Origin of the sequence: Pseudomonas sp. Pseusp16, from assembly GCF_047324915.1 — a bacterium.
Taxonomy (GTDB): domain Bacteria; phylum Pseudomonadota; class Gammaproteobacteria; order Pseudomonadales; family Pseudomonadaceae; genus Aquipseudomonas; species Aquipseudomonas fluorescens_CD.
Genome location: NZ_CP168522.1, coordinates 2223949 through 2250476 on the forward strand (window position 1 = coordinate 2223949; position 26528 = coordinate 2250476).

The 26528-nt window shown below is 59.8% G+C and carries 24 protein-coding genes; 7 read left to right on the forward strand and 17 right to left on the reverse strand.

From position 1 onward, the window contains the following. Positions 1-193: 193 nt before the first annotated feature. Positions 194-841 carry a TetR/AcrR family transcriptional regulator gene (locus ACEN8Q_RS09925; RefSeq protein ID WP_413705080.1) on the reverse strand — a complete coding sequence of 216 codons (648 nt, stop codon included), beginning with the start codon at positions 839-841 and terminating at the stop codon, positions 194-196. A 2-nt stretch (positions 842-843) separates the two neighbouring features. Then, a complete protein-coding gene (locus ACEN8Q_RS09930; RefSeq protein WP_413705081.1) occupies positions 844-2502 on the reverse strand; it encodes a bifunctional 3-(3-hydroxy-phenyl)propionate/3-hydroxycinnamic acid hydroxylase in 1659 nt (552 codons plus the stop codon). A gap of 261 nt (positions 2503-2763) precedes the next feature. Between ACEN8Q_RS09930 and ACEN8Q_RS09935 the strand changes: the two genes are divergently transcribed. The 5 genes from ACEN8Q_RS09935 (at position 2764) to ACEN8Q_RS09955 (ending at position 7645) form a co-directional block, all read left to right on the forward strand. Beyond that, positions 2764-3249, forward strand: a complete 486-nt coding sequence (locus tag ACEN8Q_RS09935) for an adenosine-specific kinase (RefSeq protein ID WP_413422381.1) — start codon at positions 2764-2766, stop codon at positions 3247-3249. A gap of 330 nt (positions 3250-3579) precedes the next feature. Continuing rightward, a complete protein-coding gene (msuE, locus tag ACEN8Q_RS09940; RefSeq protein WP_413422383.1) occupies positions 3580-4140 on the forward strand; it encodes an FMN reductase in 561 nt (186 codons plus the stop codon). Between the two features lie 11 nt (positions 4141-4151). Beyond that, complete coding sequence (gene ssuD, locus ACEN8Q_RS09945) at positions 4152-5297, forward strand: FMNH2-dependent alkanesulfonate monooxygenase (RefSeq protein WP_413705082.1); 1146 nt, start codon at positions 4152-4154, stop codon at positions 5295-5297. After that, positions 5294-6529 carry an acyl-CoA dehydrogenase family protein gene (locus tag ACEN8Q_RS09950; RefSeq protein WP_413422387.1) on the forward strand — a complete coding sequence of 412 codons (1236 nt, stop codon included), beginning with the start codon at positions 5294-5296 and terminating at the stop codon, positions 6527-6529. The genes ssuD and ACEN8Q_RS09950 overlap by 4 nt, the downstream gene beginning before the upstream one ends. A 12-nt stretch (positions 6530-6541) precedes the next feature. Further along, a complete protein-coding gene (locus tag ACEN8Q_RS09955) occupies positions 6542-7645 on the forward strand; it encodes a sigma-54 interaction domain-containing protein (RefSeq protein WP_413705083.1) in 1104 nt (367 codons plus the stop codon). Positions 7646-7676: 31 nt separating this feature from the next. On the opposite strand, the gene ACEN8Q_RS09960 is transcribed toward ACEN8Q_RS09955, so the two are convergent. The 9 genes from ACEN8Q_RS09960 to ACEN8Q_RS10000 form a co-directional block, all read right to left on the reverse strand. After that, positions 7677-8738, reverse strand: coding sequence for a methionine ABC transporter ATP-binding protein (locus tag ACEN8Q_RS09960; RefSeq protein WP_413705084.1), 1062 nt, complete (start codon positions 8736-8738; stop codon positions 7677-7679). A 110-nt stretch (positions 8739-8848) separates the two neighbouring features. After that, positions 8849-9619: a MetQ/NlpA family ABC transporter substrate-binding protein gene (locus tag ACEN8Q_RS09965; RefSeq protein WP_413422393.1), complete on the reverse strand. Its 771-nt coding sequence runs from the start codon at positions 9617-9619 to the stop codon at positions 8849-8851. Between the two features lie 98 nt (positions 9620-9717). After that, positions 9718-10383 (reverse strand): methionine ABC transporter permease, encoded by a 666-nt coding sequence (locus ACEN8Q_RS09970; RefSeq protein ID WP_413422395.1) that lies wholly within the window; start codon positions 10381-10383, stop codon positions 9718-9720. After that, complete coding sequence (locus ACEN8Q_RS09975) at positions 10380-11753, reverse strand: LLM class flavin-dependent oxidoreductase (protein ID WP_413422397.1); 1374 nt, start codon at positions 11751-11753, stop codon at positions 10380-10382. The genes ACEN8Q_RS09970 and ACEN8Q_RS09975 overlap by 4 nt, the downstream gene beginning before the upstream one ends. Before the next feature lie 10 nt (positions 11754-11763). Beyond that, the gene (locus tag ACEN8Q_RS09980; RefSeq protein WP_413705085.1) at positions 11764-12978 is read right to left on the reverse strand and encodes an SfnB family sulfur acquisition oxidoreductase; all 1215 of its coding nucleotides are present in this window, start codon (positions 12976-12978) and stop codon (positions 11764-11766) included. A gap of 277 nt (positions 12979-13255) precedes the next feature. Further along, positions 13256-13639, reverse strand: a complete 384-nt coding sequence (locus ACEN8Q_RS09985) for a VOC family protein (RefSeq protein WP_102669643.1) — start codon at positions 13637-13639, stop codon at positions 13256-13258. A 92-nt stretch (positions 13640-13731) separates the two neighbouring features. Then, positions 13732-14850 carry an S-(hydroxymethyl)glutathione dehydrogenase/class III alcohol dehydrogenase gene (locus tag ACEN8Q_RS09990; protein ID WP_413422401.1) on the reverse strand — a complete coding sequence of 373 codons (1119 nt, stop codon included), beginning with the start codon at positions 14848-14850 and terminating at the stop codon, positions 13732-13734. 108 nt (positions 14851-14958) lie between these two features. Continuing rightward, complete coding sequence (locus ACEN8Q_RS09995) at positions 14959-15927, reverse strand: ABC transporter substrate-binding protein (RefSeq protein ID WP_413705086.1); 969 nt, start codon at positions 15925-15927, stop codon at positions 14959-14961. Between the two features lie 155 nt (positions 15928-16082). Then, positions 16083-16922 (reverse strand): hypothetical protein, encoded by an 840-nt coding sequence (locus tag ACEN8Q_RS10000; RefSeq protein WP_413705087.1) that lies wholly within the window; start codon positions 16920-16922, stop codon positions 16083-16085. Positions 16923-17031: 109 nt separating this feature from the next. Here ACEN8Q_RS10000 and ACEN8Q_RS10005 point away from each other — a divergent pair, with 109 nt between their 5' ends. Further along, positions 17032-17943: a LysR family transcriptional regulator gene (locus tag ACEN8Q_RS10005; protein ID WP_413422407.1), complete on the forward strand. Its 912-nt coding sequence runs from the start codon at positions 17032-17034 to the stop codon at positions 17941-17943. 110 nt (positions 17944-18053) lie between these two features. Here the strand turns inward: ACEN8Q_RS10005 and ACEN8Q_RS10010 are convergent, their stop codons facing one another. Genes ACEN8Q_RS10010 through galB form a run of 3 tightly spaced genes read right to left on the reverse strand, consistent with a single transcriptional unit; the run spans position 18054 to position 20592 of the window. Then, a complete protein-coding gene (locus ACEN8Q_RS10010; RefSeq protein WP_413422409.1) occupies positions 18054-19142 on the reverse strand; it encodes a 4-oxalomesaconate tautomerase in 1089 nt (362 codons plus the stop codon). 2 nt (positions 19143-19144) lie between these two features. Further along, on the reverse strand, positions 19145-19861 hold the full coding sequence (locus tag ACEN8Q_RS10015) for a 4-carboxy-4-hydroxy-2-oxoadipate aldolase/oxaloacetate decarboxylase (protein ID WP_413422413.1): 717 nt from the start codon (positions 19859-19861) through the stop codon (positions 19145-19147). Further along, a complete protein-coding gene (gene galB, locus ACEN8Q_RS10020) occupies positions 19858-20592 on the reverse strand; it encodes a 4-oxalmesaconate hydratase (protein WP_413422415.1) in 735 nt (244 codons plus the stop codon). The genes ACEN8Q_RS10015 and galB overlap by 4 nt, the downstream gene beginning before the upstream one ends. Before the next feature lie 158 nt (positions 20593-20750). Here galB and ACEN8Q_RS10025 point away from each other — a divergent pair, with 158 nt between their 5' ends. Beyond that, on the forward strand, positions 20751-21968 hold the full coding sequence (locus ACEN8Q_RS10025; protein ID WP_413705088.1) for a LysR family transcriptional regulator: 1218 nt from the start codon (positions 20751-20753) through the stop codon (positions 21966-21968). Positions 21969-22272: 304 nt separating this feature from the next. Here the strand turns inward: ACEN8Q_RS10025 and ACEN8Q_RS10030 are convergent, their stop codons facing one another. The 3 genes from ACEN8Q_RS10030 to ACEN8Q_RS10040 all read right to left on the reverse strand — a co-directional run bounded on the left by ACEN8Q_RS10030 (position 22273) and on the right by ACEN8Q_RS10040 (position 26283). Next, positions 22273-23520 (reverse strand): OprD family porin, encoded by a 1248-nt coding sequence (locus tag ACEN8Q_RS10030; RefSeq protein WP_413422420.1) that lies wholly within the window; start codon positions 23518-23520, stop codon positions 22273-22275. Between the two features lie 137 nt (positions 23521-23657). Next, positions 23658-24920, reverse strand: a complete 1263-nt coding sequence (locus tag ACEN8Q_RS10035; RefSeq protein WP_413422422.1) for a gallate dioxygenase — start codon at positions 24918-24920, stop codon at positions 23658-23660. A gap of 25 nt (positions 24921-24945) precedes the next feature. Beyond that, a complete protein-coding gene (locus ACEN8Q_RS10040; RefSeq protein ID WP_413422424.1) occupies positions 24946-26283 on the reverse strand; it encodes an MFS transporter in 1338 nt (445 codons plus the stop codon). Between the last annotated feature and the right edge of the window lie 245 nt (positions 26284-26528).

Consider the following 26528-nt stretch of genomic DNA (forward strand, 5'->3'; position numbering starts at 1 on the left):
TTTTTTCGAATAAAAATCGCGACCGCCCTTTATTTGTCTTATTTAGCGAAGGGCTTTCAAGGCGATAGGGCGAATTTTAGATACGTTCGCACTGAAATATTTGAACACGCATGTTCAGGAGCTAATGCAGTCGCAGGGCGGTCCATCAAGTCGCCTGATGCCAGTCGCGTCGTTGATCAGGCAAGAACCCAGATCAGGCAGGTAGTGGCTTTGCAGCGATTTTCCGGGCTTTGGGAGGCGTTACGCCCAGCGCCTGGAGGATCATTTCGGCGACCCGCACATCGTGCTCCAGCACTGCACGGCCCTCGACAATCGCGCGCATTGCCCCGGTTGTGCACGATACGACCATATCCAGGGCGATGCCTTCTTCCTCGTAAGTGAAAATGCCCTCCCGCAGCCCTGCACGCAGGTCGCCAAGCACATGGTCAGCCAAACGCGAGCGCATGGCCTGGTCGTAATGGATGATGCGCAGCAACGCATTCGCCCATTGGTGGTCAGCAGCGGCCCGACACACGAACATGCGTACGCCAATCGAAAGCCGCTGTGCTCCGCACTGCACGTCCGTGCTCAGGACGGAAATGGCGTCAGAGAACTCGGCGGCCATGGCAATGCCCACCGCTTCGAGGACTTCATCACGCGTTCGGAAATAGTTGTAGATGGTGCCGTTGGATACCGCCGCCTCGGCGGCGACTTCGAACAATGCGATCTCCCCCACCTCCTTGCGTGCGACAAGTCGCAATGCCGCGTCCATCAGACCGCGACGGGTACGCTCACGCTTCTTGTGCCCCCTGGTGAGAGGTTCTGGCGCAGCAGCTTCTGAAGGAGGTGTGGGGAAATCCATGATCAAGCTCGTAATTTAATCGGCTCGTTGATAGTAATGGAAACGCCGTCAGGAGTGGCGTCATCACTCATCAGCAGGCCCCGACAGTCTCGAAGGAGCTTGCTGGCCTCTGTGCCTGGGGCGTGGTGCATGATGATACGGTCAGGACGAACCGCGACCAGCGTTCCTTTCGCAGCCAGCGGCAGGATGTCATGGTTCATGTCTTCGATGAAGTCACAACGGCCGCCGGAGCGTTGACCGCGGGAACGGACCTCCAGGAAGTGACCGCCCATCTTTTCCCAGCAAACGATCTGATCAGTAGTGAGCAGTGACAACGGGTCGACACCGAATCCAACCAGGGTCAGGTTGTCTCCCAGTGCATCGTCGCTCAGCTTGATCTGCTTTTGCAGGGTGCGAATCCAGGCTTGGGGAAACAGGCTGCCACGTACCAGCTTGTCACCCCGACGATGTTGCACGAACAGGCCGTGCTTGAAGGTGTTCTTCGGTTTGATGTCCAACTGCTCGAAGTACCTTCTGGTCGCGGGAGTCAACGCCAGCATGCGCATCAAGCCGTGGATGAAGAACGCTGCGATCCTGTTCTTGGGCATGACCAGACGGCCCATCATTTTTGCCAGATTGATCATCGCCTGAGCATGCGGGCGACGCTCTACATCGTAGGTATCGAGTATCGCCGGCGCGGCGTGGCCACGAAGGACCCAAGCCAGTTTCCAGGCAAGGTTGGCGCCATCACGAAGGCCCGCTACGAGACCCTGTCCGACGAAGGGAGGGGTAATGTGCGCGGCGTCACCGACGAGGAACGTACGTCCCTTGCTGAATCGCTTGCAGCAACGCGCGTGGAACCGATACACCGCCTTGCGCTCGATCTCCAGTTCCTGCGGATTGACCCATGGCGCAATGAGCCGCGCGATGCTTTCCGGGCTTTCCAGCTCCTCCCGGGATTCACCGGGTTGCAACATGAATTCCCAGCGTTCCCTTCCACCGGGGGCAGGCATGTGTGGCGTGGGCCGCTGCGGATTACAGATAAACTCAATGTGATCAATGGCTGACTGATGCCGGTTTTTCGCATCGACAATCAGCCAGTCCTCTGCATAGGTTTGTCCTTCGAACTCCTGGCCGATCAGCGCCCTGACCCTGGAACTGGCGCCATCCGCACCGATCAGGTACCGGGCGCGAACAGCATGCGAGTGCCCATCCTGATCCCGTACGGTGGCGACCACGCAATCGGCTTCCTCGACCAGACCCTCCAGTTCGAAACCACCCAGGCTGGTCACTGATTTCAGTCGGGAAACCTGGCCACGCATCGCTCGCTCGAGGTCGGGTTGATAGAAGGTCACAAGCTTGGGATGGCCGTCGATACACCCTTCTGTATTGGCTCGACCGAATTGCCCGAGGACCGGAGAGTGCATCTTCACTTCCGGGATAACGATCTTCTCGAAAGCGTCCTCCGACAATCCGGCGAGTTGCAGGATACGCAGGGCCTCGTTGTCCAGAGCAATGGCACGAGGCATCAGTACGATTTCATGGAGCTTGTCCAGCACCAGGGTCGTAACCCCGTAACGGCCGAGCAGCGCCGCGATTGTCGCACCTACCGGACCGTAACCGACGACCAGCACATCGACGGCGGAGGGAGGCAATTGGGAAACTTTTTTGTTGTTGTTCATCTCGAGCCCTTGTTGTGATTGAAGTCGTGAGGCGCGCAGGTCTCATCGTCAGGCATCACCAAGGTATGCAATATTGAGAGATATTTCAATATTGACGCTTTTGTCATTAAGCTTTCAATCATTGCCAATCCACAGGAAGAGGCATTCAGGAGCGCCAGGGACTTGCGAATCGAGTCCGTGAACGGAGCAATAACCAATGAGTAGCTATGCTTGATGTGTCGCCAGCCCCTGATAGCAACATCGTGAAAGGAGGTGTTTGAAATGCAACTCATCACGTTGAAAATCGATAAGCCGGAAGTGACGAACTTCATTTTGGGTCAGACGCACTTCATCAAGTCCGTCGAGGACATCCACGAAGCGCTGGTCAATGCCGTGCCCGGTATCCAGTTTGGCGTGGCCTTTTGTGAAGCCTCCGGCAAATGCCTGGTGCGGTGGTCTGGCACCGATGCCTCAATGATCGAGCTTGCGCAGAAGAATGCAAAAGCCATCGCCGCAGGCCATAGCTTCATCGTTTTCCTGGGCGACGGTTTCTATCCGCTGAACGTGTTGAACACCCTCAAAATGGTCCCGGAGGTATGCCGTATTTTTTGTGCAACGGCCAATCCAACCGAGGTGGTTCTCGCCGAGACGGAACAAGGGCGCGCCATCCTGGGCGTCGTGGATGGTTTGCGTGCCACTGACATTGAAGGCGATGAAGACATCCTGTGGCGCAAGAACCTGTTGCGGCAGATTGGCTACAAGCAGTGAGGCGGGTGCCGGGTCTCGACTGATTCGTCTCCGATGAACCGCCCCCCACCGCGCCGGTCAAGCAGTCCCTCATATAAAACCAATAGGAATAATAAAATAATTATTAATTCCTTTGAAGAATATAAACAATCTCCTATAACTGTCCGAAACCGGACACCTCGCAAGTGTTCCCTGGCAAACAGCACTTCAACAAAAATTGCCCGGCAGCAACACACCAACCAAAAAAAATCAAATAAAACCCTTTAGTTTCATATAGATAAATATTGGTTCGGTTCTTGCTGAGTACTGCCACCGACTCTGTTTGTAGAGCGACAGCACAGGAATCAGACAATGACTGCCCCCTTGAACGTAATCGCAGTATCCGGCGGTGCCTACCGCCCTTCTCGTACCCAGGTTCTCAGCCAGGCCATTCTCGACGAGGTCGCAAACCGTCTGAATATCGTTGGCCGGGTCATCGAGCTTGCCGATCTCGCCCGCGCCGTGGGTGGCGCCCTCAGCCGCAAAGAGCTACCTGCCGAAGTCGAGGCACAGTTGCAGGCCATCGAAAACGCCGACCTGTTGATTGTCGCTTCGCCGGTTTATCGCGGTTCCTATCCGGGCCAGTTGAAGCACCTGTTTGACCTGATCGGCCAGGACGCCCTGATCGACACGCCGGTGCTGCTCGCCGCTACTGGCGGCAGCCCTCGTCACGCGCTGGTGATCGATCACCAGTTACGGCCGCTGTTCAGCTTCTTCCAATCGCTGACCCTGCCGTTGGGCGTGTATGCAAGCGAATCCGACTTCAGCAATTACCGTATCAACTGCGACCTGCTCCAGGCCCGCATCGGCCTGGCCGTAGAACGCGCCCTGCCATTTTTCAGCAGCCACCAACGCTTGCGCCAGAGCGCCTGAGGAGCAGAACGATGAATGTTTTCTGGTTCCTCCCAACCCACGGCGACGGGCACTTCCTTGGCACCAGCCAGGGCGCTCGCCCGGTGACCCTCAACTACCTCAAGCAGATTGCCCAGGCGGCGGATGGCCTGGGCTATTACGGGGTGTTGATTCCGACCGGGCGCTCCTGCGAGGACTCGTGGGTCATTGCATCGGCCCTGGCCCCGCTGACCGAACGCCTGCGCTATCTGGTGGCGATTCGCCCGGGGATCATCTCGCCAACGGTGTCCGCACGCATGGCCGCCACCCTTGACCGGTTATCTGGCGGGCGCTTGCTGATCAATGTGGTGACCGGTGGTGACCCCGACGAAAACCGTGGCGATGGCATCCACCTCAGCCATGCCGAGCGTTATGAAGTCACCGACGAATTCCTGCAGATCTGGCGCCGGGTGCTGCAAGGTGAATCCGTGGATTTCCATGGCAAGCATTTCCAGGTGGAAAACGCCAAGGCGCTCTATCCACCCGTGCAGCGACCTTACCCCCCGCTCTACTTCGGTGGCTCTTCGGACGCGGCCCATGACCTGGCGGCCGAGCAGCTCGATGTTTATCTGACGTGGGGTGAGCCGCCGGCTGCGGTGGCCGAAAAGATCGCCGATGTCCGCGCCCGTGCAGCCAGGCATGGACGGACCGTGAAGTTCGGTATCCGTCTGCATGTCATCGTGCGCGAGAGCGCAGCCGAAGCCTGGCAGGCCGCCGACCGACTGATCGAGCACATATCCGACGAGACCATTAGCGCTGCGCAAAAGTCATTCGCACGCTTCGACTCCGAAGGCCAGCGTCGCATGGCCGCCCTGCATGACGGTCGCCGGGACAACCTGGAAATCGCCCCCAACCTGTGGGCTGGCGTCGGTCTGGTGCGCGGTGGCGCAGGCACGGCACTGGTCGGCGATCCACAACAGGTGGCCGCACGCATCAAGGAATACGCAGACCTTGGCATCGAAAGCTTCATCTTTTCCGGTTATCCGCACCTCGAAGAAGCCTATCGCTTTGCCGAACTGGTGTTCCCGTTGCTACCCGAACCTTATGCCAACCTGGCAGGCCGGGGAGTGACCAATCTCACCGGGCCCTTCGGCGAAATGATCGCCAATGATGTCCTGCCACGGACACAGAACGCATGAACCTGTCACCCACCAGCCACCACAGAACCAACGAGGAATTGCGCGTGAGCCCCCAACCACAAACGACTGTACTGAGCCCCTTGCAGATCGCGCGCAAACTGGCCGCCACCTTCGCGCAAACCGCCGCCGAACGGGACGAGCACGGCGGTACGCCGAAGGCCGAGCGCGATGCCCTTCGCCACAGCGGCTTGCTGGCCCTGAGCATCCCCACCCGGTTCGGTGGCCTGGGTGCCGACTGGAGCGAGACACTCGGCGTAGTCCGTGAGTTTGCCAAGGTCGACAGCTCGATCGCCCACGTCTTCGGCTTCCAGCACCTGATGCTGGCAACCGTGCGCCTGTTCTCGCGGCCCGAACAATGGCAACCCTGGTTCGAACAGACCGCCCGCAACAACTGGTTTTGGGGCAATGCCCTCAACCCGCTCGACACCCGCACCGTGGTGAAATCGTTTGATGGATGGCGTGAGTTTTCCGGCAAGAAAAGTTTCTGCTCCGGTGCCAGCGACTCGGAAATGCTGATCGCTTCAGCGGTCGACGAAAACGCCGGCGGCAAGCTGCTGATCGCTGCCATTCCCAGTGGCCGGACCGGCATCACCCTGCATGGCGACTGGGACAACATGGGCCAGCGGCAGACGGACAGTGGCAGCGCCACCTTTGAACGCGTACGGGTGGAAGAGTCTGAGCTGCTGCTTGATCCAGGCCCCCTGAGTACGCCGTTTGCCTGTCTGCGCCCACTGATCGCCCAACTGCACTTTGCCCACATTTTCCTCGGCATCGCCGAAGGGGCGTTCGAGGAAGCACGGCATTACACCCTCAAGGAGGGACGCCCGTGGTTCACCTCCAAGGCCCGCCATGTCAGCGAGGATCCCTACATCCTGCGCCACTACGGCGAGTTCTGGGTCGGCCTGGAAAGCGTGCGTGTGCTGGTTGAGCGTGCCGCGGCACAACTCGACGAAGCCTGGCGCAAGGGACACGGCCTGGGCAGCGAAGAGCGTGCGCAACTGGCGCTTTCGATCGCCTGCGCCAAAGTGGCAGCGACCCGTACCGGCCTCGATCTGTGCACCCGTCTGTTTGAAGTCACCGGGGCGCGGGCGACTCATGCCTCACTGCGGTTCGACCGTTATTGGCGCAACCTGCGCACCCAGACGCTGCATGACCCGGTGGACTACAAGATTCACGAACTGGGTGACTGGGCGCTGAACCAGAACCGCCCTACCCCTACTTTTTACTCATGAGCGAGGGAGCCCATGCAACTGCTGACTCTGCCCCCATCCCCATCGTTGGCGACGTCGATCCGCGCCACCGCCCAGGTCTTCGAAGACCCCAAGTCGCAAGCCTTGCTCGCCCATTTGCAACAGGTTGCGCCGAGCGAGGCCAGCGTCCTGATCATTGGTGAAACCGGAACCGGGAAGGAGTTGGTCGCACGCCATATCCATAACCTCAGCCGGCGAAGCCAGGGTCCGTTTGTGGCCGTCAACTGCGGCGCCTTTTCCGAATCACTGGTCGAGGCCGAACTGTTCGGCCATGAGAAAGGCGCCTTCACCGGCGCCATCAGCGCCAAACCGGGCTGGTTCGAAGAGGCCAACGGCGGCACCTTGTTCCTCGATGAAATTGGCGATCTGCCAATGCCTGTACAGGTCAAGCTGCTGCGTGTGCTGCAGGAGCGTGAAGTGGTTCGGCTGGGGTCGCGCAAGAGCATCGCGATCAACGTCCGGGTGTTGGCGGCGACCAATGTGCAGCTGGAGAAAGCGATCAACGCCGGACATTTCCGCGAGGACCTCTACTACCGCCTCAACGTGGTCAGCCTGCATCTGCATCCGCTGCGTGACCGCCCCGGCGACATTCTGCCCCTGACCCGACACTTCATCCGCACCTACAGCGAACGCCTGGGATATGGGCAGATTGCCCTGAGTGCCGACGCCGAATGCAAGCTGGCTGACTATGGCTGGCCCGGCAACATTCGCGAACTGGAAAACGTCATCCACCACACCTTGCTGATCTGCCGCGACGGTCTCGTGCGGCAGGAGGATCTGCGCCTGTCGAACTTGCGTATCGAGCGCCAGGAAGAAAGAGTCAGCACCGCCGAAGAATCGGCCCAGGCGCTGCTGCAACGGGCGTTCAAACGGCTATTCGAAGAACACCAGGGGGCGCTTTACGAGAAGGTCGAGGACAGCTTGCTGCGCGCCGCCTACCAGTTCTGCCATCACAACCAGGTGCATACCGCCAGCTTGCTCGGTCTCTCGCGCAACGTGACCCGGGCACGCCTGATTGCCATCGGTGAACTGGTGGTCAACAAACGTCGCACCACCGATCACGAGCCGGACAATCGGGTTATCCAGCTATCGATTTGATTGCCCGGCACTGCCGCCGCCGAAGGCCGACTCAGGCGCCGGCCTGCTCGACCCGATCGGCAATCTGTCGTGCCTGTTGCAGCAACACGTCCAACCCACCAACGGCGGCCTCCACGCGCACCCGCAGGCAACCCAGCGCGCGACCCTGGATGCGCTCGATACCACCTTGCACCAAATGCGTCCGGCAGCCGAACAGCGCGGCGATGGCCGACAGCTCCGGCTCGTGGCCGCTGGCACCGGTGTAGTGCAGATCCAGCAGTATTTCGGCCGGTTCCTGTGCTGATGGCTCCGGCGCTGACGACACGTCATGATCAGCAGGCAGCAACGTGCCAAGCAAGGCGCGGGTGACGTGGTGTCGAGGGTCACCGAACACTTGCCAGACGTCGCCCTGCTCCACCACCCGGCCATGCTCCATGACCACCACACGGTCACACAGATCGCGGATCACCTCCATCTCGTGGGTGATCAGCACGATGGTCAGCCCCAGGCGCCGATTGATATCGCGCAGCAACGCCAGAATCGCCTGGGTACTCTCCGGATCGAGTGCCGAGGTTGCCTCGTCGCACAGCAGCAAATCGGGCTGCAACACCAGCGCACGGGCAATGCCGACCCGCTGTTTTTGCCCGCCGGAGAGTTGTGCCGGGTAAGCGTCACGCTTGTCCTCCAGACTCACCAGACGCAACAGTTCGTCAACTCTTCGCTCGCGCTCGGCGCGCCCGATGCCCGCCAGTCGCAGCGGCAGGCCAACGTTGTCGCCGACGGTCCTGGAGGCCATCAAGTTGAAATGCTGGAAAATCATCCCGGTGCGCTGGCGCAAACCGGCCAGGCGTGCGCGATCGAAGCCGACGATATCCTCGCCCTCGATCAATACCTGGCCGCTGCTCGGTTGTTCCAGACGGTTGAGTGAGCGCAGCAGCGAGGATTTTCCGGCGCCGCTGCGACCAATGATGCCGAACACTTCACCGCGGCGAATGTCCAGATTGATGTCGTGCAACGCTTGCACGCTCTGCTGCCCGACCCGGTAATGCTTGCCCAGCCCCACCAGGCGTATATGCACGGCAGCGGCCAGGGCCTGCGGATTGAAACTGACCATGAATGAAAGTCCTGCACAAACAAAAGTGACCACGCCCCCGACACCCGCGGGGCGTACGCTAAAACGCGTGCACCGGCACCTCACGGCACCGGTGGCACGCCGGCCACCGGTCAGAAGCCGGGAGCGATCTGGCCCTTGTAGCGAGTCAGGATGAAATCGCGCACTTGCGGCGAGTTCAGTGCCTTGGCCAGTTTCTGGATGCCGGGATCTTTGATGTTGTCCGGGCGGGCGACCAGGAACTCGACGTACAGGTCCTTGCCCTTCTCGACGATCAGCGCGCTGTTGGTGTCGATACCGGCCTCCAGTGCGTAGTTGGCAAATACGAAGGCCAGATCCACCTGGCTGACCGCACGGGCCAGCAACGCACCTTCCAGTTCACGTATCTTCAGCTTGTGCGGGTTTTCGGCGATATCGTGTTGCGTCGACAGGGTATTGCTCGGGTCCTTGAGCTTGATCAACCCCGCCTCGTGCAACAACACCAGTGCGCGCCCGGTATTCACCGGGTCGTTGGGGATGGCGACACTGGCGCCTTCCGGCAGATCGGCCAGTTTCTTGATCCGGGTCGAATAGGCACCGAAAGGCTCGATGTGCACACCCACTACCGGCACCAGATCGGTATGGCGGGTCTTGTTGAAGTCATCGAGGAACGGCCGGTACTGGTAGTAGTTGGCGTCCAGGTTTTTCTCGGCCAGTTGCAGGTTGGGCTGGATGAAGTCGCTGAAGACTTTGATATCCAGATCGACACCTTCTTTGGCGAGCGCCGGTTTGACGAATTCCAGAATCTCCGCGTGCGGAACCGGGGTGGCACCCACCACCAGCTTTTCGTTGGCGTGGGCGCTCAGGGATAAAACGGCAGCGAGGGCGGCCAGGGTCTTTTTCATGCTCATGACTCCAGAATGATCGAAAAGTGGCCGTCGTGAGGTGGACGTAAGGCCTGCAGCAGCGGTACCCGGCTGCTGCGTTCGGGTATGCAGGGCGCTCAGCGCCTTGTGTAATGTCGTACCAGGCGATCGCCGCTCATCTGCAACGCCTGCACCAGCAGGATCAGCAGCAGCACGGTGACCACCATCACATCGGTCTGGAAACGCTGGTAACCGAAACGAATCGCCAGGTCCCCAAGGCCACCACCGCCCACCACCCCGGCCATGGCGGTGTAATCCACCAGCACGATGGCGGTCACCGTGACTGCGGCGATCAGCCCGGTGCGGGCTTCAGGCAGCAGTGTGTACAGGATGATTTGCGGGGTACTCGCGCCCATTGATTGCACGGCTTCAACCAGACCGCGATCGACTTCGCGCAAGGCACTTTCCACGAGCCGGGCAAAGAACGGCGTACACCCGACCACCAGTGGCGGAATGGCGCCGCGTACGCCCAGCGAAGTTCCGGTGACCAGGGTGGTCACCGGGATCAGCACGATCAACAGGATGATGAATGGCATCGAGCGCAGCACGTTGGCCACCACCGACAACAGCCGGTAGAGCCGAGGCGACTCGAGCAACTGGCGCTGGCCCGTCAGGTACAACAGCACGCCGAGCGGCATCCCCAGCAACACCGTGCAGCCCAATGCCACGCCGAGCATGCTCGAGGTGTCCAGGCAAGCCTCGGCCACTTCGCTCCAGTTGACATGGGCGAACCACTCGTTCATCGCCGCTCTCCCGCTCGCAAGGCCGCTACCGGATGCGGCGCAGCCAGCCGATCGCCCTGACCGAAGAGCTTGTGACGCAGGGTGCCCTCCTCGTACTCATGTTTGAACAGCCCCCGTGCCTGCAACTCCGGCACCAGCAGATCGACCACTGCCTCAAAGGTCTCGGGTGCGACCACGCTGGCCAGGTTGAAGCCGTCAACACCGGTCTCCTCGACCCACTCCTGTAGCTGATCCGCCACCGTCTGCGCCGAGCCCACCAGGATCGGGCCGTCACCACCGATCGCGCAGTAGTCGGCAATTTCCGCGGTGGTCCAGGTTCGATTCGGGTCGGCGCGGGTGAACGCCTCGACGGCCGACTGGATGGCATCGCTGGGCACTTCACGCAGCACCTGGTCCCGCGTGTATTCGCCGAAATCGATCCCGGTCCACCCCGACATCAAGGCCAGGGCACCGCTCGCACTGGCGTACTCGCGGTACTCGCGCAAGCGCTCCAGGGCCTCGGCGTCCGTCGCGGCGACGATGACCGTGAGCTGCTCGAAAACCAGCACCTGATCGGCCTTGCGACCGGCCGCCTGAACCGCGGCGCGCAGCTGCGCGACCTGTTGTTTGAGCACCACCTTGCTCGGCGCGGCGACAAACACGCACTCGGCATTCGCCGCTGCGAACACCCGACCACGGCTCGACGCGCCGGCCTGGTAGATCACCGGAGTGCGCTGTGGCGATGGTTCGCTGAGGTGGAAGCCGGGCACGGTAAAGAACTCGCCCTGATGATCGATGCCGTGCACCTTGCGCGGATCGGCGTAAACTCCGCTGGCGCGGTCGGCCTGCACCGCGCCCTCCTCCCAGCTGGCTTCCCAGAGCTTGTAGCAAACCTGCAGGTACTCCTCGGCCAGCGCATAGCGCTGATCGTGGGACAATTGCCGCTCCTGGCCCATGTTTCGCGCGCCACTGCTCAGGTAGGAGGTGACGATGTTCCAGCCTGCACGTCCCGACGTCAGGTGATCGAGGGTCGACATGCGCCTGGCGAACGGAAACGGATGCTCGAACGACACCGACGCGGTGACGCCAAAGCCCAGATGGCGAGTGGCTGCGGCCATTGCCGGCACCAGCTGCAACGGATCGTTGACCGGCACTTGCGCCGCACTGCGCAGCGCCTCGTCGGCACTCCCCTGGTAGACGTCATAGACGCCGAGCACATCGGCGATGAACAGGCCGTCGATCTTGCCGCGCTCCAGGGTTTTCGCCAGTTCGATCCAGTAATGGATGTCGGTGTAGCGCGTGGACTGATCACGCGGGTGCCGCCACTGGCCGGGCGACAAATGCCCTACGGTATTCATGCTGAAGGCGTTGAGACGAATTTGCTTGGGCATCTGCGCGACCTCAAGACCAGTCATGGCGAGGAGGCTTGATGCCGTTGAGCAGCCAGTTGCCAATCACGTGGTACTTCCAGCGCACCGGGTCGTGCAGGGTATGAACCCGCGCGTTACGCCAATGGCGATCGAGGTTGTGCTTGCGCAGCGTCGACCGGGTGCCACCCAGTTCGAACAGCTTGTTGCTGGCCTCGATGGCGATTTCGGTGGTCAACACCTTCGCCCTGGCCACCGCCAGCGATGCCTGCGCGACTGACTGCTCATCGGGCGCCGACCGGGCCTGGTCGAGCACAAGGCCCGCACGCTCCAGCAACGCCTCGGCAGCTTCCAGACGGATATCCAGTGCGCCGACCTGAATGATGGTCAACGGATCTTCACTGGCCTTTTCCACCCCGGCATCGATCCATGGCCGCGCCTGCTCACGCACAAAGCCGATGGTGTCGTGCATTGCCGCACGGGCAATGCCCGCATCAATGGCCGCCGTGGTGATCTGCGCAAAGGGCCCGGCCAGGGTCGGGCGTTCATAGGAGCGGTAAGTCGGGAACAGGTTGAAGGCCGGCACCCACAGCCCCTCGACCAGCACGGTGCCGCTGGAGGTGGTGCGCTGACCGATGCTGTCCCAGTCGTCCACTACGTTCAAACCCTCGGCATGGCGCGGTACGAAGGCCAGTTGTGCACGGTCTTCGCTGTCCAGGGCCAATACACCCAACCAATGGGCATAGAGCGACCCGGTGCAGTAACCCTTGCGCCCATCGATGCGATAACCCTCGCCCTCTGCGACCAGCCGGGTACGGATGTCCTGCACGTTCTTGCCACCGGTTTCCGACAGCGCGTTGGCGAAGCGATTACCCGCAAGTGCCAGGTCGAAGAAGAACCGCTTCTGATCGTGACTGCCCTGCAAACGGATGTCTTCCAGCAGGCAGTAATGGTTCTGCGGTATCTGGCCAAGGGATGGGTCGGCCGCCGAGACAATCGCGATGACCCGGGCCAGGGTCGCATAAGACACCTGCGCGCCACCGTACTCCCGAGGCACCGTAATGCCCCACAGTCCACTGTTGGAAAAAGCATCGACCACCTCGGCCGGCACCTGTCGCGCCAGATCGCGCTCGGAGGCGCCAGCCTGCAACAGCGCAGCGATTTCATGGGCAATGCGAATGGCTTCGGCATCATCACGGATCACATGGGCCGAAGGTGGATTGATCGGGTATGCGGCTGAAACTGACATGGATTCCTCACTCTATCGGTGGCTCCGCCAACGGCCGCACAGTCCTGCAAATGACTGTCGGTACGGAGCCTTACCCGGATGGAGCACGATCCATGCCATGACATTTAATCGTTAAATATCAATATCTTATAAAAAACAGCGGAAACCGGAATAGCCAGCCAGACACTTGCTGTTGAAGCACTGTTGAGTATCCAACAGTGGCTGGCCATTCCCGGCTACGCCAATTCAGCGGGAAAACAGCGCGAACGGTTGCGCCAATGCGGCCTCGTCTTGAAACTCAGGCCGGCTTGAAACAGTACGCAGCCAGTTTGTTCCCATCGAGATCCCGCGCGTAAGCCGCATAGGCGTCAGGTGCCCAGCCTCGCGGACCCGGTGCACCTTCGTCGGTGCCGCCACTGGCCAGCGCCGCGGCGTGGAAAGCGTCAATGGCGGCACGATTCGGCGCCTCGAAGCTGATGGTGACACCGTTACCCACGCTGGCCGGGGCGCCGTTCGCCGGCTTCAGAACGAAGAAGGACGGGGCGCTCTCACCCCAGATCGATCCATTCTCGTCCAGATCAGCGATGCGTTTTTGGCCCAGGGTACCCAGGACATTGTCATAGAAGCTGCGCGCTTTTTGCAGGTCGTTGGTACCGACGGTCACATGAGTGAAAATGGTCATCTTTGTGCTCTCTTTAGTGTAGATACGGTGGGTTGATGTTGCAGGTTTTCGCGCCTTTGACTCGCCCTGACGGGCTTCGCCAATCTGTTGAGTCAGCGATCGAAATGGATAACGGTGCGGATGCTTTCGCCTTGGTGCATCAGGTCGAAGGCTTTGTTGATCTCCTCGAGCCCCATGGTGTGGGTAATGAAACTGTCCAGAGGAATCTCGCCCTTTTGCGCGTTCTCGACATAGCTGGGTAGCTCGCTACGTCCTTTCACACCGCCAAATGCCGAGCCGCGCCAGACGCGCCCGGTCACCAGCTGGAAAGGACGGGTACTGATTTCCTGTCCTGCGCCGGCGACGCCAATGATCACCGACTCGCCCCAGCCCTTGTGGCAGCACTCCAGGGCGGCGCGCATCAGATGGACGTTGCCAATGCATTCGAAGGAGTAGTCCACACCGCCCTCGGTCATCTCGATGATCACGTCCTGGATCGGCCTGTCATGATCCTTGGGATTGATGAAATCGGTAGCCCCCAGTTGCCTGGCAATGTCGAACTTGGCCGGGTTGATGTCGATCGCGATGATCCGGCCGGCCTTGGCCATGGTCGCACCGATAATGGCTGCCAGGCCGATGCCTCCCAGACCGAAGATTGCCACGCTGGCTCCCTCCTCCACCTTGGCCGTATTGATCACCGCGCCAATGCCGGTGGTCACACCACAACCGAGCAGGCAGACCTTCTCCAGTGGCGCATCCTTGGGGATTTTGGCCAGGGAAATTTCGGGAAGCACGGTGTATTCGGAGAAAGTCGACGTGCCCATGTAGTGGAAGATTGGGCGCCCCTCATAAGAGAACCGACTGGTGCCATCGGGCATCAAGCCTTTGCCTTGAGTGGCACGGATCTTCTGACAAAGATTGGTCTTGCCGGATGTGCAGAATTTGCACTCGCCACATTCCGGGGTGTAGAGCGGGATCACATGGTCGCCCACCGCCAGTGAAGTGACCCCCTCGCCAACCGCTTCGACGATACCGCCGCCTTCGTGGCCAAGAATGACGGGGAAGATCCCTTCGGGATCGGCGCCAGACAACGTAAACGCATCGGTATGGCAGACGCCGGTTGCGATGATCCGCACCAGCACTTCCCCGGCCTGCGGGGGTGCCACATCGACTTCGACGATTTGCAGAGGCTGGTTCGCCGCGAAGGCGACGGCCGCTCGTGATTTGATCATGTTCATGATTCCCGGACGCAAAGAGACGCCGTTCCTGTGTAGAAACAGTCAAGAGATGGTGTTCAGAGGGGCGTAACAGAGGGCGGGCGTCCTTGCCCTTGAGGCCGATTAGAGCGATGCCTCGATCTTTTTTGCTGCGGCTTCGTCGACCCAGGCATGCCAGATTTCCGGGTGTTCCTTGAGGAACATTCTGGCCAGCTTCGGCGATTCGATGCGTTCCCGGGTCATCCTCGCCAGATTCTGATTCAACAAGTCGATGGGAATGTTGACCTTCTCCAGTACCGAGACCAGTTCAGGAGCCTGTTCATGAAAAGCCTTGGAGAGTCCAACCATGGTGATGACGTCTTTGTTGGCGCCGGTCTTTTCCTCCAGCCTTATCGCATCGATCTGCCCCATCAACGGCGTCGGTGACCAGTAGTAGAACAGTACCGGTTCACCGCGCTTATAGCTGGACAAGACAGCCGCATCCAATGCGGCACCAGTGCCTGGACGGAAATTCGTGAACGTGTTTTCAAGGCCATACTCTTTCAACATCTCGGTATTGTCCTGCTCACAAATCCAGCCCGCAGGACAGTTGTAGAAGCGGCCCTTGGACGGTTCCTCCGCATCGTGAAAAACACTCGCGTACTTGCTCAGGTCAGCGACGGTCCTGAGGTCGGGCGCCTGCGCTGGCCGGTTACGTTTAGCGTCCCCTTCAACGACGTAACGCGGCACATACCAGCCCTGAGTCGCACCAATGATCGGAGCGCCAACCCCGACAACCTTTCCGGCCGCCGCCGCCTTTTTCCAGACTTCGCTGCGCTCCATCCACTCTTCGCCAAACACCTGAATGTCATTGCCGGCCAGTGCGGTTTCAAGAATGATGGTGTTACCCACCAACTGATCCGTTGCACAGCCATAACCATCCTTGAGCACGATCATCATGATGTCGGTAAGGAGCATCCCGCTCTCCCAGTTCAGACCGGCAAATTTCACCGACTTGCCCGATTCACACCACCCTGATGCCTGGCTTGAAGCACTACCGACAAGCAAGCCAAGGGTGAGCAAAGAGGCCAACAAACTCTTCCTGTTTTTCATGATCAGACGCTCCGAATCATTATTATTGGGGGGGGGCGAACTGTTGTGTGCGACACAGGAGCAAACGAGTCCATCAGATTCAGTATGGACAAGTACGTGCGCAAACACGTGAGGCGAAGGCGTGAATCAATTGCTTTTATGGTTATTGGCGAAGCTCAAGCTAATGGATCTACAGACGTACGCCCGTAGAACAATTGGCGCGCATAAGCACTGAATTCGACATCGGGCTGGTCCACGTACGCAAACACCGCGTTGAGCCTCAGCCTGTCCCCTTCCACCGGCGTGACCCGGTGCAATGAATAGCGGCCGCGGAACAATGTCAGGGTGCCAGGCACTTGAGGCAGGACCTCTACCTGCTGTGTTTGCGAGTCATCGAGGAATTGCCTGACCGCGTCATAGCAATCGTCGCTTTCATTGCGCAGCATCCGCACATACTCGAAATCCCCACCGGCGCTTGCAGCCTGAAGGGACAGCGTGACGCTGAAGTCGGAACGATCAAAGTGCCACCCCAACTCCTGCCCTGCCGTGAAGCCCTGCAAGTTAAGGGCGGCCAATGGATCGGCATGACGATAGAGCGTGTCCAGAGCCAAAACATCTTTGATGAAAGCAAGGACTTCGTCCGACCCATAGATCTGCCGGATCAAATGGTCGGCAGGAATATCGGCATAGGCAACCGTGTCTTTTGCCGTGTTCATCAAGCGTCGTAGCGGATGTTGCGGATCAACGCTTTCATCCTGGGGTTTGAAATAAACCGTGTGGTTTTCCCGAAAATGAAACATGCGCGAGTGCAGTGTAAGTGTCTGCTGCGCCATCGCGACAACCGATGGATCGCGCACAAAACCCGGAAAGATCGCAACGCCCTCTTGTCCCAGCAACGACTGACTGTGAGTGACCAGTGCGAGATAAGCGGGGCTGGTGCGATTGGTGATTGGGTAACGCTCGAGATCGACGAGATCGCCCAGGGTTAGCGCAGGTGTGAAAGGCAGGGTAGTCATTGTTGTTGGTCTCCGTTGGCTCTGCTGGATTCAGATTGCATCGGCACCAAAAACAAGTCACGCTCATAATTTTACGCAATTTTGTGAATTATTTTCAGGTCGTATTCCCATGAGACTGACGCTGGATCACTTGGTGATGTTGCAAACCCTGTCGGAAGTCGATTCGATAACCGCGGTGGCCGAACGTTTATGGCTGACACCTTCAGCCGTCAGTCACCGCATACGCGAAGCGGAGCGGCGGCTAGGTGTGAGCCTGACGGAAAGATCGGGAGGAAAGCTCAGGCTCAGCCCTGCCGGCGTGCGCCTGGAACGGGCCGCCAAAGACATCATCGCCATACTCAATGAGGCTGAGTCCGAGGCCCGGTCCATGGCCGGTGGCGTCACAGCGTTTGTCCGTATGGGTGTCACCTCCTACGGCCCGTTTCGCTGGATTCCAAAGTTCATCAAGCACTACTCAAGTCTTCGACCAGATATCGAAATCACACTGGTGACCGTGCCCCGTAACGACGTTTACGCGAGCCTGATGCAAGGCAGACTGGATGTGTCCATTATCGATGACGGCATGGTGCCTAGCGGTGTCGCCAGGTTGCCGCTTTTTCGGGACGACCTGATTGCAATCATGGCAACCGATCACCCCCTTGCGGGAAGGAAAAATATCTACGCGCAAGACTTCAAGACTTACAACCTGGTGACGTATTCGACCGATCGCGCCAGTGGCTGGGAGTACGACCGTTTCTTCGCCCCCGCCAGCATCTTGCCGCGCCGCATGATCACGGTGGAGTTGATCGAAGCCATCGTCGAACTGGTCCGTTCGGGATACGGAATCAGCATATTACAACGGGATTTGGTAACCCCCAGCCTGGAGCGTGGGGAGCTTGCGTGGGCCGCCCTGAATGACGGCCTGGATATCGCCTGGAACGCAATCGTTCGCCCCTCGGAACGGGAAGATAGTGAGGTCAGTAAAATGGTTACAGAGCTTGATACCTGGATTAAATATGCAGGAAATACCGGGCATGGCTAATTCCGGGTTAGCGCGTGAAAATCGTTTCTTTGGGTCAATTACAGTCTTTCGCATCAGGTAGCTACCGACCAGAAGCGCTCGTCCACCCACTGCCCCCTTGAACACAACGCTCAACTGCCCTGGTTGCCTGGCCATAGCGTCCGCGGAATACATACGGTCCCATCCAGTAGCAATCGGGCTGTTCTCATCAGACCGCAACTCATCAGACGATCATGCCCAGGACGCAATTCTACGGTGAACTCTCCCGAGGGGTGTTCAACCGAGAGTTGCTTGACGTCACCCTCAACGACACACGCCACACCCGCCGCCACACTGCCCTCGACCAGGCAGGCAACCGCCACACTGACCGCACCGAACACGCCGATGCTGGTATGGCATCGGTGCGGAATGAAGGTGCGGGTGCTGAGTGCCCCACCCGCTTGTGCTGGCGCAATCAGGCACATCTTGGGCACATTGCGCTGGCTCACGTCCCCCAGATCCATGCGTGGACCGGCCTGCAATCGGATCGATTCAAGTCGGGCCTTCAACCCGGTGTCGGCATCCAGTTGCTCAGGGTGCTCGTAGCCACTGAGCCCGAGGTCTTCGGCGCGGATAACAATGACCGGCATGCCATTGTCGACACAGGTGACCTCGACACCATCGAACACATCGACAGCGTTACCGGTGGGTAGCAATGCGCCGCAACTGGAGCCGGCGATGTCCTTGAACTCAACGACCAGCGGCGCACCGCTGCCGGGCACACCGTCAATACGTGCTTCGCCAGAATAGCTGACGGTACCCTCCGGCGTCGGTATATGAGCAATCGCGATCTGCCCGGTGTTTTCCATGAAAATGCGCACCGGGGTCACATCACCCGCCGCGGGCACCAGTCCGCGCTCAATGGCAAACGGCCCGACACCGGCGAGAATGTTGCCGCAGTTCTGGCCGTAATCGACACGCGGTTCATCGACCAGTACCTGGGCGAAAAGGAAGTCGACGTCGGCTTCGGCGCGCGCGGAAGGTTTGATGATCGCCACCTTACTGGTGAGTGAGTCGCCGCCACCAATGCCATCGATTTGTCGCGCATCCGGCGAGCCCATGACCGCCAGCAGTACGCGATCTCGAAGCGCTTGCTCATCGGGCAAGTCGCGGGCCAGGAAGTAAACGCCTTTCGACGTCCCGCCACGCATCAACAGGCAAGGAATACGTGTCTGGCCCATGCTCAATCTCCGAGTTCGTCAAGGCTGTCGACATAGCGCAAGCCCTTTTCCGCGAGCCGCTGGCGCATGTTGTATATGTCCAGCCCCAATTCGCCCTTGGCCAGACGCAACGCCTTCTGCTCTTCGAGGTCGGCGCGCGCACGACTGGCTTCGACAACCTGCGCAACTTCGCCGCGACGCACGATGACCACACCATCGTCATCGGCTACCACCACGTCGCCGGGGTTGACCAACTGACCGCCGCACACCAGCGGCAGGTTGACCGAACCAAGGGTCTCCTTGATCGTGCCCTGGGCGCTGATGGCGCGGGACCAGACCGGGAAGCCCATCTCGCGCAGGGTGTGGGTATCACGCACGCCGGCATCGATCACCAGGGCGCGCACGCCGTGGGCCTTGAGCGAAGTGGCGAGCAGGTCGCCGAAGTAACCGTCGGTGCACGGAGAACTGGGAGCAACCACCAGAATATCGCCGGGCCGGCACTGCTCCACCGCCACATGGAACATCCAGTTATCGCCCGGGGCAACCAGCACCGTCACCGCCGAGCCGCTGATGGCCGCCCCTCGTTGAATCGGTGTGATCGAAGACGTCAGCAGGCCTTTTCGCCCCTGCGACTCGTGGATGGTCGCGACACCGAAGCGCCCCAGCTCATCGACCAAAACCTGCTCGGCCCTGGCGATGTTACACACGACGACACCGGTTTTTCCGATCAGCTCGCTCATGCCAGATTCTCCGTCACGCGCGGGAAGATGCTCTGGTAACCCTCGCCATAAACGATGTCACGGCTGGAGGTGATGCCGACGTTGCGCTTGGCCTGCACACCTCGTTGCAGGGCGACACGAGTGTAGTACTCCCACAGGTGTTCCTGACCGGCCATGCACTGGATGGCGGCGTACTTTTTGTCCCAGACCGAGGTGATGTCCAGCAACACATCGGGGCGCCATTCGCATTGCTCGGGCTGGTGCGGCTCGAAGCTGTAGACCGGTGGTGCACCGACGATTTTCTCACCCGGCTTGTAGCCTTCGGCCTGGGCGACGATACGTGCCTCTTGCGTCAGGTTCATGGCCAACGGGTGATCGTAGTTGTACGGGTCTTTCAGCGAGTGGCTGAGGACGAACTCGGGCTGGACGCGACGAAACACGTCCGCCAGGCGAAACAGCGTTTCCTTGTCGGCACGCATCGGGTAATCGCCGATGTCGAAGAACTCGACACTGGCACCGAGGATATCCGCTGCGGCCTGAGCCTCCTGGCGCCGGGCGGTTTTGACTTTCTCTTCGCTCATCTCACCCTTGCGCCACAGCTTGGCGGACTCACCGCGCTCACCGAAGGACAGGCAGACGATGTGCACGGCATAACCCTGTTGTGCATGCAGCGCGATGGCACCGCCCGCGCGCCAGACGAAATCGGCAGAGTGGGCGCTGACGACCAGCGCGTTTTTCGGTGAATCGACCATTGCGGATACTCCTCCTGCGTTTCGAACGAGCATCGCACCGCGACCTGCTCCAGGAGTAATGCGTTGAAGTGTTGGAGGTATGCGTTTTTTTTATTGCTACTCAATCAGGGCGGCGGCATAGTCCAGCTCGAAATGACTATTTGAAGAGTCCGCGCCCCATGGAATCCACCGAACTGCCCAGCCTGATGCACGTACGCGCCTTTGTCCGGGTGGCTGATCACGGGAGTGTTTCCAGGGCCTCTGTGGCGCTATTTCGTGCTCAGTCAGTCGTGACCCGGTCGATCTCCGAGCTGGAGAGCCGTCTCGATGTGCCTTTGTTCGAACGCCACGCCAACGGTATGCGTTTGACCGCTTTCGGCGAGCGCTTGCTGCCTCGGGCGCGTCGCGTGCTGGCCGAGCTGGACAGTGTGCCGCGAATGCTGGATGGCGCGGACAAACGAGCGGTCGAGCCGCTGTACCTGTTCCAGGCCCGGCGCCTGCAAGTGTTCGTCAAACTCTGCGAAACCCGGCATATGCAGACCGTCGCCAGCCTGCTCGGCCTGAGCCAGCCGGCGATCAGTTCGACCATCAAGGTCATGGAAAACGGCTGCGGCCAAGCGCTGTTCGAGCGCACGCCTCGCGGATTGCAGCCAACCCGCGCCAGCCAGGAAATCCTCTTTCCGATCCGCCGGACGCTGAACGAATTGCGCCATATCGAGACCGATATCACCGCTCTGCGCGGCGTCTTGCAAGGCGTGGTGCATATCGGTGCCCTGCCCTTGGGTCGCACCCGTATATTGCCCGAGGCCATTGTGCGCATGATGGCCGATCATCCACAGATCCGGGTGATCACCAACGAAAGTCCGTTTGATTTGCTGGCGACCGATCTACGCGCTGGCGATGTTGATTTCATTTTCGGCGCCCTGCGCCCGGAAGCCTATGCCAGTGACCTTACCGGCGAGGCGCTGCTCACGGAAGACATGGTGGTATTGGCACGGCGTGATCATCCGCTCTATTCAAAAACGACCTTGCACGATGAACTCGGCGCGGCCCAGTGGGTGCTGCCACGTGCCGGCTCGCCAGCCCGGCGGATGCTCGATGAGTGCTTCACCCGATTCGGCATTGCGCCGCCCCGGCCGGTAGTGGAAAGCGGCGACATGGCAATCATTCGCGGGCTGTTGCTGCGCTCGGACATGCTCGCGGCAGTGTCCGCCCACCAACTGGAACAGGAGATTGCTTCGGGCGAGTTGTGCATCCTGCCGCTGGAGTTGAAACAGACCACCCGGGCCATCGGACTGACTTATCGCAGTGGTTGTCTGCACTCGCCCGTGGCGCAAGCCCTGATGGATGTGATTCGCCGGGTGATCCGCGAACAGCAAAATCTGCTTTGTGACTGACGCACAGCCATCGCGAGCAGGCTCGCTCCTACAATGGTTATTCGTCGTACACCGGGCCTGAGTACAACGCCAATCCACTGCTCGCGAAAAACGTCCGGACAACGCGTTCATTCAGACAGCACGCGTTATCGTTGATGTCCATCGCGAGCAGGCTCGCTCCTACATTGGTTGTTGTTCGTGCGCAGCGTTTGAATACAACGCCAATCCCCTGTAGGAGCGAGCCTGCTCGCGAAAAACGTCCGGAAAACACGTTCATTCAGACTGCACGCGTTATCGTTGATGTCCATCGCGAGCGAGCTCGCTCCTACAGCAGGCTGAAGGGATAGCTGACGATCAGGCGGTTTTCGTCGAACTCGTTGCTGCTGTAGTCGCGGCGAATACTGGAGTTGCGCAGGCGCAGGCTGAGGCTTTTGAAGGTGCCGCTCTGTACCGTGTAGCCCAGTTCGGACTCACGCCCCCATTCCTTGCCATCGGTGACGCTGCCCGTGTGCACATTGTCGCCGCTGATGTAGCGGTTCATCAAGGTCAGGCCGGGAATGCCCAGCGCGACGAAATTGTAGTCATGGCGCAGTTGCCAGGATTTCTCCCGGGCGTTGTCGTAGCTGCTGTTGTAGCTGTCGTTGGCCAGTGTTCCGCCGCTGGTGCCGTTGACCCGCATCCACGCATCATCACCGCTAAGTTTCTGCAGGCCGACGTAGAAGGTGTTGCCGCCATAGCGCGCAGAGAGAAGTACCGAGAGGGTACGGTTGTCCAGATCGCCGGCCCGCGCACTGCCATCCTCGCGCCCCCAGAAGTAACCGAGGTTCGCGCCCAACGTCCAGGCACCGAGTGGCTGGCTGTGGACCAGCTGCAAGTATTGCTGCTGATAGATATCCTTGAGCTCGGCATTCCACAGGCCGATCAAGGTACGCTTGTCGTTGAAGCTGTATTCACCGCCGACGAAGTTGAAGCGATCGGACGTGAACGCGGTTTTACCCTGCATGAACATGTCTTCCATGCTCGAGTCGTTGCGCGGGCTGTTCTGCCGAAACTGGCCGCCATACAGGGTCAAGCCATCGATATCCTGCGAGGTGACCTGGCCGCCGCGAAAGGTTTGCGGCAACGAGCGGCCGTCATCGGACCGCAAGATCGGCAGCACCGGCATCCACTCGCCGACCTTCAGTTCGGTTTTCCCCACTTTCATTTTTCCGGCGACCGCCAGACGGCCAAAGTCATCGGCAGGACGCCCATCGCTATCGAGTGGCAACAGCTGCGTACCCCCCGTGCCCTGCCCGCCATCAAGCTTGACCGAATAGAGCCCCAACACATCCACGCCAAATCCCACCGTGCCTTGGGTGAAACCGGAACGAGCATCGAGGATGAAGTTCTGCGTCCACTCTTCGGCTTTCCCTTGCGGGTACGCCGGGTTGGTGAAGTTGCGGTTGATGTAGAAGTTACGCAGGTTCAGATTGGCGCTGGCGTCTTCGATAAAACCTGAAGCCTGTCCTTCCAGAGGTAACACGCAAGCAACTGCCAGCGAGCAAACGACTCGATGATTAACGGTGATTTTCATTGTTATTGTTTTCCGGTTTTTGGGTAAAGGAATGCCCTGCGCCCTTATTTGCCGGGCACGGTGAGATCAAGCGAAAAATGGGTGATGGCGACCCGGGCAGGGTCGCCGAGAACTGACGGGGCCGTCGCCCCTGATGATCAGCGCGGTGCTTTACCCGCCACCGAGTAGAGCACCTGCTGGTTCCGGGTTTTCATGAACTCGTCCAGGCTCTGCCCACGCATCGCCGCGTAGACCTGCAAGTTGGGAATGCCGAGTACCGCAGCAAGCTTTTCCAATACGAAGAAGATCGCCCCGTACTGGATCAATCCGCGCCAGTCACGGCGCCGCAGCAGTTCGCGTTCCTCTTCGCTCAAGCGGCCTTCCTCGAACAGCGCCTCCGGGGCATCGAGAAAGCGTTGACGCCATTGCGGCTCGATCATGCGATGCAGGAATTTGTTCAGGCGATAACCCTTGGCACTGCGCTCCAGGGTGAACGGATAGGTCCCTTCAAGTTTCTCGATACCGACCAACTGGTGTTGCATATGCTGCAAATGGCGTGTGTTCACATCAGCCGGAACCGGCCGATCCTGGTTCTCCAGCAACAGTGTCGCGATGCCGGTCATGGACGGCAGGTAATAGTCCTGATGCAGGTTTTTCACCGTGGCCGACAAGGCGCCACGCATGATCAACCAGGTGATCACCTCCGAACCCTCCATGCCCCCGAGGGTGGCGTACTCGGCATGGGTCATCTCGGTCAGCCGTACCGGGTCGTTGACCAGCAGATCAATGAACTGCTCGTCCCACTGCGAATTATTGAAACCGCAACGCTCGCCATGCACCTGATGAGACACGCCACCGGTGGCGACAATGGCCACTTTCAGGTCTTCGGGATAGCTTTCAATGGCCCGGCGCAAGGCCAGGCCCAGCTTGTAGCAGCGCAAGGCGCTGGGGATCGGGAACTGCAACACGCCGACCTGCAGCGGCACGATTTCCACCGGCCATTCAGGTTCGCAAGGCAGCAGCGCCGACATCGGCGAGAAGAAACCGTGGTCCAGCGGCTTGTCGCGGAAGAAGCTCATGTCGAACTCGTCAGCCATCAGGCTTTGGCCAATATGCCGCGACAGCGCCGCATGCCCGCCGACCGCTGGCAGCGAGCGGGGGTTACCGCCCTCGTCCGCCACCTCGTAACGCTCATCGACCCCGAGGGAGAACGCACCATAGTGATCGAAGAAAAACGACGTCACGTGGTCGTTGAAGATGTAGAACAACACATCCGGTTGTTGCTCCTTCAACCACAGCTTGATCGGTTCGAAGCCTTCGAAGATCGGCGCCCAGGCGGCCTCATTCTGTTTGTCGTGATCGACGGCAAAGCCGATGGTGGGTGTATGGGATACAGCGAGGCCACCGATGATGCGTGCCATGATGAGTTCCTTTTTGCGAAGAAGATTATTGCGTCAGCAAGGCCTGGTTGGCCTGGCGCCGCGCATGACCGTTGGCCAGGATCGCCAGTGCGGCGATGAAGGCCGGCACGCTCAACAGGGCGAACAGCAACGGCAGGCCCAACCCGAGACTGAGCACCGCACCACCGATGAGAGAACCAAAGATAGCGCCGAAGCGACCGATGCCCAGCATCCAGCTCACGCCTGTGGCGCGGAAATCGGTCGGGTAGTAACCGGGAGCAAAAGCGTTGAGTCCGGTCTGCGCGCCGCTCATGCAAAAACCTGCCGCGACTACACCGAACGCCAACAGACTCGATTCCAGACTGAACGCCCCCAACAGCAGGATAAACACGCCGCCCAAGGCATAGGACGTGGCGATGACCCTGTTCGGATTGCGCCGGTCCATGGCCCAACCTACCGCAATCGCGCCGACCGTACCGCCAATCTGGAACAGGCCGGTGATGGTCGCCGCCCGCTCGATGGACAGGCCACCTTCGCGCAACAGGGTCGGCATCCAGCCCATGGTCAGGTAGATCACCAGCAGGCCCATGAAGTAGGTCATCCACAGTGCGACAGTGCCGAACCGAAAGCCCTCGGTGAACAGCATGCGCACCGGCGCTTTATGCTGTGCCTGAGGCTCGGTCATGGTGAATTTCGTGGTGGCCGAAAAGGTGCCACCCAACTTGTTCAGCACTTTGGCGATCTGTGCAGCAGGTGCATTGCGGGCCGCCAGGAAACGTGCGGATTCCGGCAACAGCAACCAGAGGAAAGGCAGCAACACCAGTGGCAGGATGCCGCCGACCAGCAACACCGATTGCCAGCCGTGCAATGGAATCAACCAGGCGGCGACCAAACCGCCCATTCCCGAGCCCATGTTGAAACCGGTGAACATGATGGTGATGAACAGCGAGCGGTTGCGCTCTGGCAGGTATTCGGCAAGCAGCGTGGTGGTGTTCGGCATCGCGGCGCCCAGGGCCACGCCGGTCAACAGCCGCAAGGCCGCAAGTTCGTAGGGGTTGCGGGCGAATGCACAGGCAAGACTCAGCACGCTGAATCCGGTCACCGCAAACAGCAGCACCTTCTTGCGTCCCAAGCGATCAGCGTAAGGGCCGGCCGTCAACGCACCAATGGCGAGCCCGACCATGCCCGCGCTCATGACCGGGCCGAATGCGGCTTTTGACAACCCCCATTCCTGAATCAGTGAAGGCGCGATAAACCCCATGACCGCCACATCGAGGCCATCGAATAGAACAATGAAGAAACACAGGCTCATGATGAGCCACTGGTACCTGGCAACCGGACGGTTATCGATCCACGCTTTGATGTCGACCGTTTCGTGACTCATGTTTTCACCTTGTTGTTTTTATAGAAATGCCGAACGGCTTGGGGATTGGCGCAGGCCAGAGGCCGCCCGACAGCCGAACGTTGAGCGTGACTTTAAAGCCGCAGGTGCCTGCCGCGCCTCTGGGAAATCCTTAAACGGGTATCTGTTTTGTTTATCGGATATTTGAGGCGTGCCGCGCGGCCATACAGGAATGCCGATAAAAAAAACCGATAACTGCTTAATGACTTCACAGGCGACGATCGGGA